The organism is Bradyrhizobium sp. 63_E2_N1_3 (genome assembly GCF_052076005.1).
Classification (GTDB): domain Bacteria; phylum Pseudomonadota; class Alphaproteobacteria; order Rhizobiales; family Xanthobacteraceae; genus Bradyrhizobium; species Bradyrhizobium barranii.
Genome location: NZ_CP197235.1, coordinates 5,913,837 through 5,928,460, shown reverse-complemented (window position 1 = coordinate 5,928,460; position 14,624 = coordinate 5,913,837). Strand labels below are relative to the sequence as shown.

Sequence of the window (14,624 nt, the reverse complement as noted above, 5' to 3'; positions counted from 1 at the left end):
CTTCAAGGCCCATCGCACCAACACGCGCAGGCTCGGCGCGCGCGGTGCCTTGTACCGGCGCAGCCGACGTAGGTCGCGGATTTCGGGCTGCGGGACGCCGTCGGGCCGCCCCCCTACGGGGTGTGCAGGACTTGCGGCGCTTTTTGACACCGACCATACACGACTGGCCCTGCGCATTGATTTGTAAAGCATTTCTTGGCTGTGTACGTTCCTGCGCAGGGGAAGAGAGGCCCGCGGGAGCTGTGACCTAACTCAGAATCGGTCGGCAGATGCAATCAGGCGGCGAGCCGTGGCCCCTCCTGCGCCAGGGCCTTAGGGACAGGCCCGCCGACGATCCGCCGCAGCTCGGCCGCGACGCCGTCCAGTACCGCGCGCTTCTCCTTCATCCGCTTGGAGTGATTGTAGACCTTACCCGTCAAGGTGGGCACGATCTGCTCCGATTTCTTGCTCGCGGCGTGATCGAGGCACTTTGCGATCCATGCATCGTCAAAGCCAAGGTCGACCGCCAACGTTGCCGCCGTCCGGCGCAGATCATGCGGCGTGAACGGCTTGAGACCGAGCAGCTCGCAGAGACCGGCGGTCTTCGACTTGTCCTTGTTCTTCTCGTGCTTGGTGCCACGCAGTGCGTCGGCCATCGCTTTACGGTGAACTGGCTGGCCCTTGTACATCGGGCTCTCGAAAACAAATTGCTGATCATCCGAGGCGAGCGCCTCCTTGGTGATCTCGACCGCCAGATCGGATAACGGTTGCTGGATCACCCGCCGCTTCTTGACCCGCTTGAGCACGTCGAAGCGCGGATGCTCGCCGTCGAGGTCAAACAGCTCATCCCGATGCGCGCCGAGCAGTTCGCGCGAGCGCAGCATGGTGACCAGTTCGAACTTGAGTGCGAGCCGGGTCCGGCGGTCATAGGGAAGGTCGTTGCGGTCCAGTCCGTGCCAGAACGTCTTGATCTCGTCTTCGGAGAGGACCCGGGTGCGGGGATGTTCGGGATCGAGTTTTGGCAGGTTGACGCAGGGGCTGGCGGTCACATAGTCGCGGCCTGCCTCCGCCGCCCAGGTGAACAGGCCCGAGGCCGCCTTGCGCATATGGCGCGCGTTGCTGACCGAGGGCTTGCCGAACTTGCCGCGACGATGTCGTTCGAGAGTGTGGCGATGTCGTGCTTGGTGACCTCCATGGCCAGCTTCTTGCCGAGGCGTGGGCGGATGAGGCGGTCGAGGTGGCTCGCGGTGTTTTGCCAGCTTTCGAGCCGGGGGCGCATCTCGCCATCGGGCTTCTTGACCAACGTCTTCATCCACGCGATGCGCTCGTCGATGATCTCGGCGACGGTCTTGCCGCGCTTCGCCTTCGCAGCTTTCTGGTCGCGGAAGGTCTCGGCAAGCGCCTCGCCACCCCTGGCCCTGAGGCCGTAGACCTTGCTACGGGCGTCCTCGACCGTGAAGGTCTCAGCATTGTAGACGCCAAGCCAGCCGGTGCGTTGCTTGCCGGTCTCCCGGTCGGTGAACTTGAACGAGAAGGTTGCCACCCCGGTCGTGGTGATGCTTACGTACAGACCAGGGCACTTACGGTCGTAGAGCTTGGTCCGTTTGGCAACGCGTTTCTCGCACATGCGGTCGGTCAGAATGACGCTGCTGTTGCGGCCCCGCTTGCCGGCGGGGGAGGGGACAATGGTAGTATCCATGTGGTTTCGGCTCCTAAGGCTTGGGACCAAAGGGCTCGGCTTTGAGGCTTTCAGTTTGTCGTGCGGACGCTGAAAGGCTTAGGGCCGGGCCCTTATTTTGGTGAAGCCCGCTGAAACAGCCCGCATCAGGCTGGTCGAAAAGCACTCGTTTTAAAGAGTTTTCCCAGTTTCAGCGTGTTTCACCGAACGCCAAAATATAGACGTGTGGTCCTGGCCGTCGTTGCAAGCTCTTGCGGAGGCGACAATCGCGTCAACCGGCGCGATGCCGGTGAATTTCGCTGGGGCGAGGGAGGCCAGAAGGAACTCGGCTCCCGGGAGAGCGCGGCATAAGCCGTCCGACCACTGCGCAGGGAAGGCTGTGTGTTGGGCTTCACCTGTATGCTGCTGTGCGGTTCTTCCTGCGTGTCCTTTCGCGCAGCGGACCGCGGGTGCCAGCCGGCACCGACCTTCCCTGCGCCCTCTTGACTGAGAGGGCAGGCGGAGATGCAAAGCTCGGGAGAAATCCGCCGCGAGAACGCGGGTGTGTGTCTCATTCGCGCCAGGATACAGCTAGCCTGCTTCCCTGTGGTCATACGTGCGGCTACCTCCGTCGGCCGGTTGCCAAGCACGTTCTCGTGGCGGATCCCCAAAAAAGCTGCCAGGCGTCGATGCAAGGCTAGCGACGGAGCGCGGACTAGCTATTTGATGAAGCTTTCTCTGATTTGCGCCGTTCGTCTGAAGCTAGCTCAAACTTGCCCATGATGGATTGGAACGAGACCCCAAGTTTTTCAATTGGTTAGAAGCCGGTGTGTGCACGACGTGTGCACCGATAGACCAAGAAAAATCCTTTGAAGGCCAGTGTGGGTCGATATCTTGTATTGATATGACTCCGCAGAAGTTGCGCGTCTGGCCCAAGAGGAAAGCGCAAGTAGGTCGCGGGAATGGATCCTACGCAACCTTGGTGCGGAAGGTCTGCGATCTGCATCGAACTCTAGGGCTCGAAGAACGCATTCCCGGGCCTCTGCAGGCCGAGGTGATCGCGCAATGTTGTGCCTTCATACTCAGCGCGGAACAGACCGCGTTCCTGCAGAAGAGGAACCACGAGCTGGACGAAATCCTCGAACCCTTCGTGGAAATAGGGCGGCATGACGTTGAAGCCGTCGGCGGCGTGTTCCTCGAACCAGAGCTGTAGCGTGTCGGCGATGCGCTCGGCGGAGCCGCACAGCACCCAATGGCCGCGGGCGGCGGCGGTGAGATTGTAGAGGTCGCGCAGCGTCATGTTCTCGCGGCGGCCCTTGGCGAGCATGACGCTGGCGAAGCTGTGATAGCTGTCGGACGGCGAGATGTCCGGGATCGGTCCGTCGAGATCGTAGGCCGACATGTCCTGGCCGAAGCGGTCGGACAGGATGGCGAGTGCGTTGCTGCCGCTGACAAAGCTCTGGAGCACGTTGAGCTTCTCGAACGCCTCCTTGTCGGTGCGCCCGACGACGGGCATCACGCCCGGCAGCACCGTGACATCCTCCGGCCTGCGGTCGAACGCCGGCAGCCGCGTCTTCAGCGAGGCATAGCCGGCCTTGGCTTCCTCGATGTCCTGCACCACCGAGAACACGATATCGGCGGTCCGCGCGGCAAGCGCTTGGCCGGCCTCGGAGCCGCCGGCTTGCAGCACGACGGGGCGGCCTTGCGGGCTGCGGCCGATGTTGAGCGGGCCCTTCACCTTGAAGAACGCGCCGTCATGGTCGATCGCGCGCAGCTTCGCCGGATCAATGTAGACGCCGCTGGTGCGGTCGGCGACAATGGCGTCGTCCGCCCAGCCGTCCCACAGGCCTTTGACCACGTCCAGGAACTCGCCGGCCATCTCGTAGCGGCGAGCGTGGTCGGGATGGGTGGTGCCGAAATTCGCCGCCGTTGCCGGATTGGCGGTCGTCACCGCGTTCCACGCCGCGCGGCCTTTCGAGATGTGATCGAGGGATGCAAAAACGCGCGCGACCGAGAATGGATCGCTGTAGGTGGTGGAGACGGTCGCGCCGAGGCCGATGTGGCTGGTCGAGGTCGCGAGTGCGGCCAGCATGGTCAGCGGCTCAAGCCGCAGCGTGTAGGAGGGATGGGCGGCCGCATCGGCATAGAGATTGTCGCCCATGAAGATCAGGTCGAACTTGCCATGCTCGGCAGTGCGGCCGATCTGCTGGATCGAGGCAAAGTCCTGGAAGCTGTCGACCGCGCCGGGATAGCGCCAGCCCGCGACATGACTGCCGGTGCCCAGGATGAACAGGCCGAGATGCATCTGTCGTTTCATGGCGTCATGTCCAGAACAGGATCTTGCGTTCGAGGAAGCCGATCAGGCCGAAGAAGGCGAGGCTCGCGGCGGACGCCACGAAGATCGCCGCCCAGACCTGGACGAAGTCGATCTGGAGCACGGCCTGGTAGATCACCCAGCCGAGCCCGCCATGCGCGCCGAGCATTTCGGTGACGATCGCAACAATCACGCTGCGCACCGTGGAGACGCGCATGCCGGCCAGCAGCAGCGGCAACGCGGTCGGCAGGCGCAGGCGCCACAGCACGCCGAAGCGACTGGCGCCAAAGCTCTTCATGAGGTCGACGGCGCGACGATCGACCCGGTCGAGCCCGGCCAGCATCGAGAGCAGGATGGTGAAGCTCACCGCCATCGCCACCATCACGATCTTCGAGCTGACGCCGATGCCGAACCAGAGCAGGATCAGCGGCGAATAGCCGACCACCGGTACCGAATTGATCGCCGTTGCGAGCGGCAGGATCGCGGTTCGCAGAGCCGGTGCCAGTGCGATGGCGACGGCGAGGCCGATCCCGATCAGGCAGCCGAGCCCGTAACCGACCAGCGCTTCGAGCAGGGTGTAGCCGGCGGCGTCGATGAGCGTTGCCCGCTTGGACCAGAGGCCCGCGAGGATGTCGCTGACGGCGGGGAGAACATAGGCCGGCAGATGCAGTCCGCGCGCGGCGCCTTCCCAGCATGCGACCAGGAGGACGGCACCCAGAATGCCGCGCTGGACGGCGAGCGAGGGTGAGGCAAGGGCGCGGCTCATTGCTCGGCGTTCCAGAACACGAGCCGGCGCTCGACCGCGGCGACCACCGCATAGAACCCGGTTCCGAGCAGGGCCGCAGCCAGCAGGGCAGCCCAGATCGCAACGACATTTTCGGTGAACATCGCCTGGAGCAGCAGCACGCCGAGCCCCGTGGTGTCGCCGAACCATTCGCCGACGATGGCGCCGACGAGACTCAGCGATGCGGCAAGGCGCAACGCCACGAAGATCTGCGGCAGTGCTGTCGGAAGCTGTAAACGAAGCAGGAGCTGGCGATTGGAGGCGCCGAAGCTGCGCATCAGGTCGACTTGCCTGGGATCGACGGTCTCGAGGCCCAGCAGCGTGTTCACCGTCACCGGAAAGAAGGTCAGGTAGAACGCGATGATCGCCTTGGCGAGCAGTGTGTTGCCGAACCACAGCACCACCAGCGCGCCGAAGGCGATGACCGGAATGGTCTGCGACACCACGAAAATCGGAAAGATCATCTCGCGCAGCGCGCGGACGCGGAAAAACGCGACACCCATGAGCACGCCGAACGCGCCGCCGGAGGCAAAGCCGATCAGCGTCTCCGCGAGCGTACGCAGGAAACCGTCGACATAGGCGCGCGGCGTCGCCGCCATCGCCGTCAGGATCGTGCTGAGGCGCGGCAGGTAATAGGGCCGGATGCCGAACAGCAGCACCGCGCCTTCCCAGATCATTGCCGCGATGGCGAGCCCGACCAGCAGCCGGATCAGCTTGCGCAGCGAATCCGGCATTGCGATCGACCGCGCAGCCGCGCGGCCATCACCAAGCGATGTGGCGGCAGGACTGCTCACGGTAGCCGGTCCGCCGCCGGGATGCTCTGGATGAAGCTTGCATCATAGGCGGCGGCGAGATCGACCGGCTTGGAGATCACGCCATATTTCAGGAAGAAGTCGTGAGCGGTCTTCACCGCATCGGCATCGATCCAGAACATGCCGTTCTTTGCCGCCGTGCCAGCGGTCATCAGGCGCTTCACTTCGGTGAGCATGAATTCCTGCTGCGCGCGATCGAGGGTAGGGGCTGCGGCCATCACGGTATCGACGGCGCCCTTGGGGTCTGCGAAGGCGTCCTTCCAGCCCATCAGCGACGCCCGCAGGAAGGCCTTGACCAGCTCCGGCTTCTCCTTGGCGGTCGCTTCGGCCACGATCAGCGTGTCGCGCGGGAAGGTGATGCCGTAGTCCTCGGCGACGAAGATCTTCAGGCTATCCTTCGGCATGCGCGACTGGATGCTGTAGTACTCGTTGTAATAGGTCGCCGTGATGACGTCGACGTTGCCGTCGACGAACGGCGTGACCGAAACCTGCTGCGGCTGGATCTTCAATTCATCCGGCTTGATGCCTTCCTTGGCCAGCATGCCGTTGAGCACATGGTTGGCGCCGGTGAACCAGGTGGTGACCGTCTTGCCCTTGAAATCCTGAATCGTCTTCACCGGCCCGTCCTTGCGGGTGACGAAGATGAAGGGGGTGATCTGGTGCGATACGCCGATGCAGACGATCGGCAGCCCCTTGTCGCGCGCCGCGAACACGCTGTCGGTGCCGCCGGACAGGCCGAACGAATCGGCGCCGGTCGCGACAAGGTTTTCGGTCAGCAGGTTGGGCCCGCCGGGATTGATGGTGAGGTCGATGCCCTCGGCCTTGTAATAGCCCTTGGCCGCCGCGACGTAAAAGCCGGCGAACTGCGCCTGCGGCAGCCATTTCAACCGCAGGCTCGCCTTCTGCAAGTCGGCTGCGGGCGCAGCCGTGACAAGCGAGCCGGTCGCCAGTGCGATGGCGGAGAGGACGGAGATGGCGTGGCGTCGGCTCAACATGGTCATACTCCAGGCGGTGAAAATCAATTGCGATAGGATGGATCGGTGCGGTCGAGCTGGCGCATCAGCGCCGGCCATTCGCGTTCGCCGGGCACGAGGATGTCGCCCTGCAATTCCCAGAACTGACGCGCGGCCTTCTGGCAGACCTCGTGCGGCGGCATTACCAGCTTGGCGCCGGCAGCAGCCGCCGCCTGCATCTGGAGCTGGATCCGCGCGGCACGCTCGAAATAATAAAGCAGCATGAAAGCCTCGCCCGGCGTCCGGCCGACGGTGAGGATGCCGTGGTTGCGCATCAGCATCACCTTGTGCGGGCCGAGATCGCGCACCAGGCGGACCTGCTCGTCGAGGTCGATGGCGACGCCTTCGTAGTCGTGGAAGGCCTGGCGGTCGTAGAAGCGCATCGCGAACTGGCTGAGCGGCAACAGGCCCTTCTCCTGTCCGGAAACCGCGACGCTCGCGTCGGAATGGGTGTGCAGCACGCAGGCCGCGTCGTGGTTCGAGGTGTGAATCGCCGCATGGATGACGAAGGCTGCGACGTTCACCGCCTGCGGCGTGTCGTCGAGCTTGTTACCCCTGGTGTCAATCTTCACCAAGCTCGACGCCGTGATCTCGTCGAACAGCAGGCCGTAGGGATTGATGAGGAACTGGTCGTCGTGGCCGGGCACGCGCAGGGAGATGTGGTTATAGATCAAATCGTCCATGCCGAGCTTGGCGACCATGCGATAGCAGGCCGCGAGCTTGATCCGAGCATCCCATTCGGCCGGTTCGATACCGCGCGGTGCGGCCTCTCTCGCTGACATCGCGGTCACGGCGTCTTCTCCTGCGCGATGGAGGATTGGAACGATTTCATGCTTTCCTCCTCGATCGCATCGAGCAGCGTGCGCTTGAGGCGCACGAATTCCTGAGAGGTGACGATCTCGGGTCGACGCGGGCGGGGAAGATCGACGACCTGTTCGAGCTTCACCGAGCCAGGACGTGCGGTCATGACCAGCACGCGGTCGCCAAGGAAGATCGCCTCGTCGACGTCGTGGGTGATGAAGAGAATGGTGCGGCGGTATTTCTGCCAGACGTCGAGCAGCCAGCGCTGCATCATCGCCCGCGTCAGCGCGTCGAGCGCGCCGAACGGCTCGTCCAGCAGCATCAGGTCGCGCTCGAACAGGAAGGTGCGCATCAAGGCGACGCGCTGGCGCATGCCGCCCGACAATTGGTTGGGATATTGCTTCTCGAAGCCGGCGAGCCCGAACTCGGGCAACATCCTCAGCGCCTTGGCGCGCGCTTGGTCGCGCGGCATGCCTTCGACCTCGAGCGCGAGGATGGCGTTGTCCACCACGTTGCGCCAGGGGAACAGCAAATCGCGCTGCGGCATAAAGGAGACGCGGCCGAGCAGGTCGGCCGAATGGCAGCTCTTGCCTTCGAAGCGCAGGATGCCGCCGGCGTCCGGTTCCTCGAGGCCAGCGACGATGTTGAAGAGGGTGCTCTTGCCGCAGCCGCTTGGGCCGACGACGGTGACGAACTCGCCGGAGGCGACGCTCGCCTCAAGTCCCGAAAGCGCCGTGACGGAGCCGAAGGTCTTGTTGACCGCACGCAGTTCAAGCAGCGGCTCAGGCTTCGGGTGGGCCTGCGGGGCTTCGATGGCCGGTCCGGGATTGGGGAGGCGGGCAGCCTGCACCGGGATGTCCTTGTATAATGGAGGCGGCCATTCGCATACGAAAGCGGACCGCGTCGAAATCTCTTAGCAACTCGTGTGCCAGTGCGATTCCTGGGCAAATCCGGCATAAGACTTGCGAGATCGACAGGCGAATATGGCGGAGTTCCGCGCGCTTCCGAGAGAAAATCAGACGTTTCGCTGGAGGATGGGTGCCGTTTTGTATACTTATATTGATATCGGAGAAACATAATGGCGGATATTGGTGCACAGGTCGGAGGCAGACGCGCGAAAAACGGGCAGGAGTCCCTGGCGCCGAGCCCCGGCATGACGCTCGCCGAGAACCTGCGCCAGAAGCTCGAGGGCGCGATCGCGGCGGGTCATCTCGAGCCGGGCAGCCGGCTCGACGAACAGGAGATCGCCCAGCGCTTCGGCGTCTCGCGCACGCCGGTGCGGGAGGCGTTCCGCCTGATGGCCGCTAACAATCTGGTCGAGCTGCGCGGCCGGCAGGGGGCAACGGTCCGCAGCATCAAGGCGCAAGCGCTGATCGAGATGTTCCAGGTCATGGCGGAGCTGGAGGGGCTCTGCGCGCGGCTCGCCGCCCGGCGCGTCTCGCAGGCCTGGGGCACTGAAATTGGCGAGATTCACCAGCGGCTTGTGGCGGCGGGCGAAACCGGCGACATCGACGTCTTCTACGACATCAACCAGGAATTCCACGAAGCGATCTACGAGGCTTCGCGCAACACTTTCCTCGCCGACCAGACCCGCAAGCTGCGTAACCAGGTGGCCGCCTATCGCCGCCGGGTGACGCGGATGCCGAACCGGATCGCCGACACTGTCCGCGAGCATGAGGCGATCATGCAGGCGATCCTGGCCCATGATCCGGAGCGGGCGCACAGCACCATGCGCGACCACGTCAACCTGCTTGGCGACAACCTCCTGGACTTCCTGGCCGCCTTCGAATGACCCTTGATGTCGCTTGGTATGCAAATTGCTAGACCTTGTATATCTAGCTTGCATCCTGGAGACCCGGAGTGGACCTGAAGCTGACGAACAAGACCGCCCTGATCACCGGCGCGTCGAAAGGAATTGGACTTGCGGTGGCCGAGCTCTTCGCCGCGGAGGGGTGTCATTTGCATCTCGCCGCCCGCAACGGCGAAGCGATGCTCCAGGCCAAGCGCGACCTGGAAGCCCGCTTTGGCGTGAAGATCACCATCCACGCGCTCGACCTGTCGAGCACGGCTGCGATGGAGAAGCTCGCGGCCGAAGTCGGCGACATCGACATCCTCATCAACAATGCCGGCGACATCCCGGCCGGTTCGCTGGAGATCCTCGACGACGCCGCCTGGCGCCGCGGCTTCGATCTCAAGGTGTTCGGCTACATCACGCTGTCGCGTCTCTATTATCCGCGCATGAAGGGCAAGGACGGCGTCATCATCAACATCATCGGCAATTCCGGTGAGAACTGGGACGCCAGCTACATTGCAGGCTCCACCGGCAACGCGGCGCTGATGTCCTTCACCAAGGCGCTCGGCGGCCGCAGCCTCGATCACGGCGTCCGCGTCGTCGCGGTCAATCCGGGACCGGTTGCAACCGATCGCATGCTCAAGATCATGAAGCGCAAGGCGATCGACATGCTTGGTGACGAAGGCCGCTGGGAGGAACTGTTCGACAAATATCCGGGCAAGCGGCCCGCGACCTCGGAAGAAGTCGCCGATCTCGTCGCCTTCCTGTCTTCGCCGCGGTCCGGCTACATCACCGGCACGGTCGTGACGATCGACGGCGGCATTGCCGCGCGCGGCTCGGTGATCTGAGGCATCGATGTCGAAGCCTCAATCCACGGCACTGGTCCGCAACCGCTATTTCGACGAGCTCTCGGCGACGCCGGGGCTCTATTGGCTCGGCCAGAACACCAATCACATCGAGAGCCATCCCGCCGTGCGCGAGGCGATGCTACGCTCGATCGAGGCGGGCGAGTTCAATGCCTATGCCCCGCCGCTCGGCTTCGAGGCGTTGCGCGCCGCGATCGTCGCCGATCTCGGTGTGCCTGACGCAGAAGCGTTGGTGACCGAGGGGGGCGTCAACGCGCTGGCGATGATCTGCCGTGCGCGTTGCAAGCCCGGCACCACGCTGGTGACGACCGATCCGACCTGGAAGTGGCCGTGCCTGTTCGCGCGCCAGCAGGGCTCCGAGGTGATCGAGATTCCGATCTACGATCCCGCCTGCAACTACCGCCTGACGCCTGAGGCGTTGAAGGCGAATGTTGATGAGCGTACCGCGGTCATCTATCTCGTCGATCCCAACAATCCCCTCGGCATCCGCTACACCCGCGAGGAGATCGAGAGCTTTGCCGCGATCGCGCGCGATTGCGGTGCGCTGCTGGTGCATGACTGCACCTACCGCGACTTTGCCGACGGCCACACGCCGGCGCTCCATGTCGCCCCGAAAGGCTCGGTGGTCTCGACCAGCTTTTCGAAATGGCTCGGGCTCGCTGGCTTGCGCATCGGCGCTCTGGTCGCCGCGCCTGATCTGTTCGAGGAACTGGCGCAGACCTCCACGAGCGTGCTCGGTGCCAGCGTCATCGCCCAGCGTGCGGCGCAGGCGGGGCTTTCCGTCAAGGCCGAATGGATGAAGAAGGTGCGCAGCACCGACCGCGCCAACAAGGCGATGATCCAGGAGGCGGCGGCCACGATCGAAGGGCTGGCGCTGCCGATCATGCCCTCGCACGGAAACTTTCTGGTGCTGGAGACCATCGCGGCGGGCATCCGTCCCGAGGCGCTGGTCGAGTGCTATCGCCGGCAGGGCATCATGATCCGCCAGGGCACGTATCATACGCAGCGCTTCGGCGACCGCTTCGTCAAGATCAGCACCTCCGTGCCGCAAATGTGGGTCGAAAAACTCTGCACACTGCTGCCGGAGATGGTCGCGCAGGCGCGCATGCTCAACGACCTGCCGCCGCAATTCTAGGGACGATGCCGATGACGATGATCACAGCGAAGGACGGCGTGAAGCTGCATGTCGAAGAGGCGGGCGAGGGCACGCCGATCCTCTTTATCCACGAGTTCGGCGGCAATCACGCAAGCTGGGAGCCGCAGCTGCGCTATTTCAGCCGGCGCCACCGCTGCATCACCTACGCAGCGCGCGGCTATCCGCCGTCGGATGTGCCAGACAGCGTGGAGGCCTATTCGCAGGCGATTGCCGCTGACGATGCAATCGCCGTGCTCGACGCGCTCAAGATCAAGAAGGCGCACATCGTCGGCCTTTCCATGGGGGGCTTCTGCACGGTGCATTTCGGCCTGCGCACGCCGGAGCGCGCTTTGTCGCTCACCGTGGCCGGTGCCGGTTATGGCTGCGAGAAGGAGTTCGAGGAGTATTTTCGCGGCGTCTCGCTCGAGGTCGCCGACAATTTCGAGAAGCAGGGTGCGAAGGAATTCGCGAAGATCTACGCGCTCGGTGGGAGCCGGGTGCAGTTCCAGAACAAGGATCCGCGCGGCTGGCAGGAATTCGCCGATCTCCTCGCCACCCATTCCGATCGCGGCGCTGCCAACACTATGCGCGGTGTTCAGGCGCGGCGGCCGTCATTCTACGATCTCGAAGAAGGCCTGAAGACAATGATGGTGCCGACGCTGGTCGTCGTCGGCGACGAGGACGATCACTGCCTCCAGCCCGGCATCTTCCTGAAGAAGACCATTCCGGCCTGTGGTCTCTCGGTCTTCCCCAAGACCGGCCACACGCTCAATCTGGAAGAGCCGGCGGCGTTCAACGCGCTGCTCGCCGAGTTCATCGCCCAGGTCGAGGTCGGGCGCTGGCTGCCACGCGATCCGCGCGCGCTGCCGGGCCAGATCATGCGCACGAAGTAGTCGATGACGAGCCAGCCCCTGATCAACGCTGATCGGCTCTGGACGCGGCTGATGGCGCTCGCCGAGATCGGCGCGACGCCGGCCGGCGGGGTTAATCGTCAGGCGCTGAGCGACGGCGAGATTGCCGCATGGCGTCGCGTCATCGGCTGGGCCCGCGAGGCAGATTTGACACCGTCGACCGATGCGGCGGGCAACCTGTTCCTGACGCTGGCTGGCTGCGATCGCGCCGCGCCGCCGTTTCTCATTGGCAGTCATCTCGACAGCCAGCCGACCGGTGGCAAATTTGACGGTGCGGCCGGCGTGATGGCGGCGTTGGAGGCGGTCATCTCACTCGCGGAGCAAGGGGACGCGCCCGCGCGCGACATCATCGTGGTCGCCTGGATGAACGAGGAGGGCTCGCGCTTCGCCCCGGGGATGATGGGCTCGGAGGCCTTTACCGGCGAGCGCGACATGGACGCGATCCGCGCCGCGCGCGATGCCGACGGCGTCAGCGTCGGCGAGGCGCTCGATCGCTTCCACGAGGCTTTTCCTGTTATGCCGCACAGGCCGCTCGGTTTCGCCGCCAGTGCCTATCTCGAATTGCACATCGAGCAGGGACCGCTGCTGGAGGCGGCCGGCTGCACGATTGGGGTCGTCACCGGCATCCAGGGCAAGAAGACCTTTCAGGTGGTGGTCGAGGGTGCCGAGGGACACGCTGGCACACTGGCGCAGCGGGAGAGGCGAGATGCGCTCGCGGCCTTTGCGCGGATGGCGTCGGCGCTCCATGCGGAGATCGGCACAATCGATGCCGAGATCAAGTTCACCATCGGCCGCGTTGTCGTGGTTCCGAATGCGCCGTCGGTGGTGCCGTCACGCGTCAGCTTCAGCATCGATCTGCGTCACCCTGACAATGCGGTGCTCGATGCCGCGGGTGTGCGTATCGCGATTCTTTGCCAGGAGAACGCTGCACCTTGCATGGTCACGGTGACGCCGCTCGTCAATGCACCGTCAAACGCTTTCGATTCGCGCCTGCGGGCAAGCATCGCAGAGGCCGCGCGAGAGCAGGGGCATTCCGCCATGGAAATCCTCTCCGCCGCCGGTCACGACGCCCGTCATCTCGCAAAAATCTTTCCGGCTGCGATGATCTTCATCCCGTGCCGTGACGGTGCAAGCCATGTCGAGCACGAATGGGCCGAGCCCGATCATGTTGCCGCCGGCGCTTCCGTGCTGGCGCAGGTGCTGCGCGGGCTGGCGTTCGCGCCTGCCATCGAGACGTGAGGACGCCGATGCAGGACGTGGCCCCTCAGGACTACCGCGACGCGATGGCCTGTCTTGGTGCCGCCGTCAGCGTCGTCACGACCGACGGCAGCGCGGGCCGTGCCGGATTTACCGCGTCTGCGATTTGCAGCGTCACCGACGATCCGCCGACGCTGCTGGTCTGCATCAATCGCGCCTCCTCGGCCTATGCCAGCGTGATCGGCAACAAGGCGGTCTGCGTCAACGTGCTGTCGGCCCGGCACGAGCAATTGTCCCGGCTGTTCGGCGGCAAACTGCCCGCCGAAGAACGGTTTGCCGCGGCCGCGTGGTCGACACTCGAAACCGGTGCGCCGGTGCTAGCCGACTGCGCCGCCGCGTTCGACTGCCGGATTGCCGATATCGTCAATGTCGGCACGCATGACGTGCTGCTCTGCCGCATCGTGGCCCTGCAACGATCCGGCTGCACCGACAATCTGATCTATTTTGGCCGCGCCTATCATACGGTCGGGGTGACCGATCCAGCCGAGACTGGACCCGAATTCGCTCTTGCCCGATCCTGATGGGGCCGGCGGCTATCGCCAACCGTTCCAGCAGCCTCCATGTCCTGGAGAGAGTTCGTCACCCGAGCAAGCGTATCCCTTGCGGGGATGTATTTGCCGGCCGCGTTTTGGCCATCGCCGTTTCAGAAATGACCATCGACGTGCAAAGTCGGCACACTACGCCGTAGCCATCCGTCGACTGTTTTTTGAAGCTTGCTCTAGTTGGAGGCGTTTGGCCGAAGCTTGCTGAAATTGGCCAGTGATGGACTGGAGCGAGAGTTCAGGTTTTTCAGATAGTTAGAAGGCGGCGTGTGCGCGCCGTGTGCACCGAGAGATCATGAAAAATCTATGTGAGGCAAGTGTGGGCAGGCTCTCTTTGGATCGATGTGACGTCCACAAGAGCAACTGCATGTGTGTGTCTCCGCAGGAGCGGAGAACTCGCGTGAGGGCGCTTGAAAGCGCTCCCTCCAGCAGAACTCAGAGGTCGGCCGATCATGAGGAGATGTGTGAGCTGCAGCGAGGACAAGAATAGTCTTGGGGCGCCTCGTGTTCTCCCGGCGCATCTGATTCACCATGCGAAGTTCGCCGAACAGCCGCGGATTCTCAATCAGCGGGTCCCGGGTTCGAGCCTTGGTGTGCCCACACCACTCGGACAATCACACACCTCCAGCGGCTCGCGGAGTTGTCATTCCAACAAGCCGAGGCAGCGGCTGTCGCGGCAGCAGCCCAGTTTTCGTCATGCCATCGATCAGTCCCGACGACGTCGACATTGAATAGTGCTGTGCTCGACGTCTCAACGTAAA

The 14,624-nt window shown here is 63.9% G+C and carries 14 protein-coding genes; 6 read left to right on the top strand and 8 right to left on the bottom strand.

The window, feature by feature from the left end:
* Nucleotides 1-275: 275 nt before the first annotated feature.
* The 8 genes from AB7531_RS28575 to AB7531_RS28540 all read right to left on the bottom strand — a co-directional run bounded on the left by AB7531_RS28575 (nt 276) and on the right by AB7531_RS28540 (nt 8,210).
* A complete protein-coding gene (locus AB7531_RS28575) occupies nt 276-1,085 on the bottom strand; it encodes a site-specific integrase (RefSeq protein WP_283018613.1) in 810 nt (269 codons plus the stop codon).
* On the bottom strand, nt 1,025-1,678 hold the full coding sequence (locus AB7531_RS28570; protein WP_283018614.1) for an Arm DNA-binding domain-containing protein: 654 nt from the start codon (nt 1,676-1,678) through the stop codon (nt 1,025-1,027). The genes AB7531_RS28575 and AB7531_RS28570 overlap by 61 nt, the downstream gene beginning before the upstream one ends.
* Before the next feature lie 970 nt (nt 1,679-2,648).
* Nucleotides 2,649-3,953 (bottom strand): LLM class flavin-dependent oxidoreductase, encoded by a 1,305-nt coding sequence (locus AB7531_RS28565; protein ID WP_231144546.1) that lies wholly within the window; start codon nt 3,951-3,953, stop codon nt 2,649-2,651.
* 4 nt (nt 3,954-3,957) lie between these two features.
* Nucleotides 3,958-4,716, bottom strand: a complete 759-nt coding sequence (locus AB7531_RS28560) for an ABC transporter permease (RefSeq protein ID WP_063984127.1) — start codon at nt 4,714-4,716, stop codon at nt 3,958-3,960.
* Nucleotides 4,713-5,528: an ABC transporter permease gene (locus tag AB7531_RS28555; RefSeq protein WP_063984126.1), complete on the bottom strand. Its 816-nt coding sequence runs from the start codon at nt 5,526-5,528 to the stop codon at nt 4,713-4,715. Before AB7531_RS28555 ends, AB7531_RS28560 begins: the two co-directional genes overlap by 4 nt.
* Nucleotides 5,525-6,541 (bottom strand): ABC transporter substrate-binding protein, encoded by a 1,017-nt coding sequence (locus AB7531_RS28550; RefSeq protein WP_063986486.1) that lies wholly within the window; start codon nt 6,539-6,541, stop codon nt 5,525-5,527. Before AB7531_RS28550 ends, AB7531_RS28555 begins: the two co-directional genes overlap by 4 nt.
* Before the next feature lie 23 nt (nt 6,542-6,564).
* Nucleotides 6,565-7,350: a class II aldolase/adducin family protein gene (locus tag AB7531_RS28545; protein ID WP_084795200.1), complete on the bottom strand. Its 786-nt coding sequence runs from the start codon at nt 7,348-7,350 to the stop codon at nt 6,565-6,567.
* On the bottom strand, nt 7,347-8,210 hold the full coding sequence (locus tag AB7531_RS28540) for an ABC transporter ATP-binding protein (RefSeq protein ID WP_084795199.1): 864 nt from the start codon (nt 8,208-8,210) through the stop codon (nt 7,347-7,349). Before AB7531_RS28540 ends, AB7531_RS28545 begins: the two co-directional genes overlap by 4 nt.
* Before the next feature lie 228 nt (nt 8,211-8,438).
* Here AB7531_RS28540 and AB7531_RS28535 point away from each other — a divergent pair, with 228 nt between their 5' ends.
* The 6 genes from AB7531_RS28535 to AB7531_RS28510 all read left to right on the top strand — a co-directional run bounded on the left by AB7531_RS28535 (nt 8,439) and on the right by AB7531_RS28510 (nt 13,842).
* Nucleotides 8,439-9,152 carry a GntR family transcriptional regulator gene (locus AB7531_RS28535; protein WP_063984125.1) on the top strand — a complete coding sequence of 238 codons (714 nt, stop codon included), beginning with the start codon at nt 8,439-8,441 and terminating at the stop codon, nt 9,150-9,152.
* A gap of 68 nt (nt 9,153-9,220) precedes the next feature.
* Nucleotides 9,221-10,000, top strand: coding sequence for an SDR family oxidoreductase (locus AB7531_RS28530; protein ID WP_063984124.1), 780 nt, complete (start codon nt 9,221-9,223; stop codon nt 9,998-10,000).
* Between the two features lie 7 nt (nt 10,001-10,007).
* Nucleotides 10,008-11,153, top strand: a complete 1,146-nt coding sequence (locus tag AB7531_RS28525; protein WP_063984123.1) for a pyridoxal phosphate-dependent aminotransferase — start codon at nt 10,008-10,010, stop codon at nt 11,151-11,153.
* A gap of 11 nt (nt 11,154-11,164) precedes the next feature.
* Nucleotides 11,165-12,046, top strand: a complete 882-nt coding sequence (locus AB7531_RS28520) for an alpha/beta fold hydrolase (RefSeq protein WP_063986483.1) — start codon at nt 11,165-11,167, stop codon at nt 12,044-12,046.
* Nucleotides 12,047-12,049: 3 nt separating this feature from the next.
* Complete coding sequence (locus AB7531_RS28515; protein WP_063984122.1) at nt 12,050-13,303, top strand: Zn-dependent hydrolase; 1,254 nt, start codon at nt 12,050-12,052, stop codon at nt 13,301-13,303.
* Nucleotides 13,304-13,311: 8 nt separating this feature from the next.
* The gene (locus AB7531_RS28510; protein WP_063984121.1) at nt 13,312-13,842 is read left to right on the top strand and encodes a flavin reductase; all 531 of its coding nucleotides are present in this window, start codon (nt 13,312-13,314) and stop codon (nt 13,840-13,842) included.
* Nucleotides 13,843-14,624: the final 782 nt, after the last annotated feature.

Excerpts from the sequence above, each read along its gene's own strand:
- AB7531_RS28575 (WP_283018613.1), bottom strand. The coding sequence starts at position 1,085 with ATGCGCAAGGCGGCCTCGGGCCTGTTCACCTGGGCGGCGGAGGCAGGC.
- AB7531_RS28570 (WP_283018614.1), bottom strand. The coding sequence starts at position 1,678 with ATGGATACTACCATTGTCCCCTCCCCCGCCGGCAAGCGGGGCCGCAAC.
- AB7531_RS28565 (WP_231144546.1), bottom strand. The coding sequence starts at position 3,953 with ATGAAACGACAGATGCATCTCGGCCTGTTCATCCTGGGCACCGGCAGT.
- AB7531_RS28560 (WP_063984127.1), bottom strand. The coding sequence starts at position 4,716 with ATGAGCCGCGCCCTTGCCTCACCCTCGCTCGCCGTCCAGCGCGGCATT.
- AB7531_RS28550 (WP_063986486.1), bottom strand. The coding sequence starts at position 6,541 with ATGTTGAGCCGACGCCACGCCATCTCCGTCCTCTCCGCCATCGCACTG.
- AB7531_RS28535 (WP_063984125.1), top strand. The coding sequence starts at position 8,439 with ATGGCGGATATTGGTGCACAGGTCGGAGGCAGACGCGCGAAAAACGGG.
- AB7531_RS28525 (WP_063984123.1), top strand. The coding sequence starts at position 10,008 with ATGTCGAAGCCTCAATCCACGGCACTGGTCCGCAACCGCTATTTCGAC.
- AB7531_RS28520 (WP_063986483.1), top strand. The coding sequence starts at position 11,165 with ATGACGATGATCACAGCGAAGGACGGCGTGAAGCTGCATGTCGAAGAG.
- AB7531_RS28515 (WP_063984122.1), top strand. The coding sequence starts at position 12,050 with ATGACGAGCCAGCCCCTGATCAACGCTGATCGGCTCTGGACGCGGCTG.
- AB7531_RS28510 (WP_063984121.1), top strand. The coding sequence starts at position 13,312 with ATGCAGGACGTGGCCCCTCAGGACTACCGCGACGCGATGGCCTGTCTT.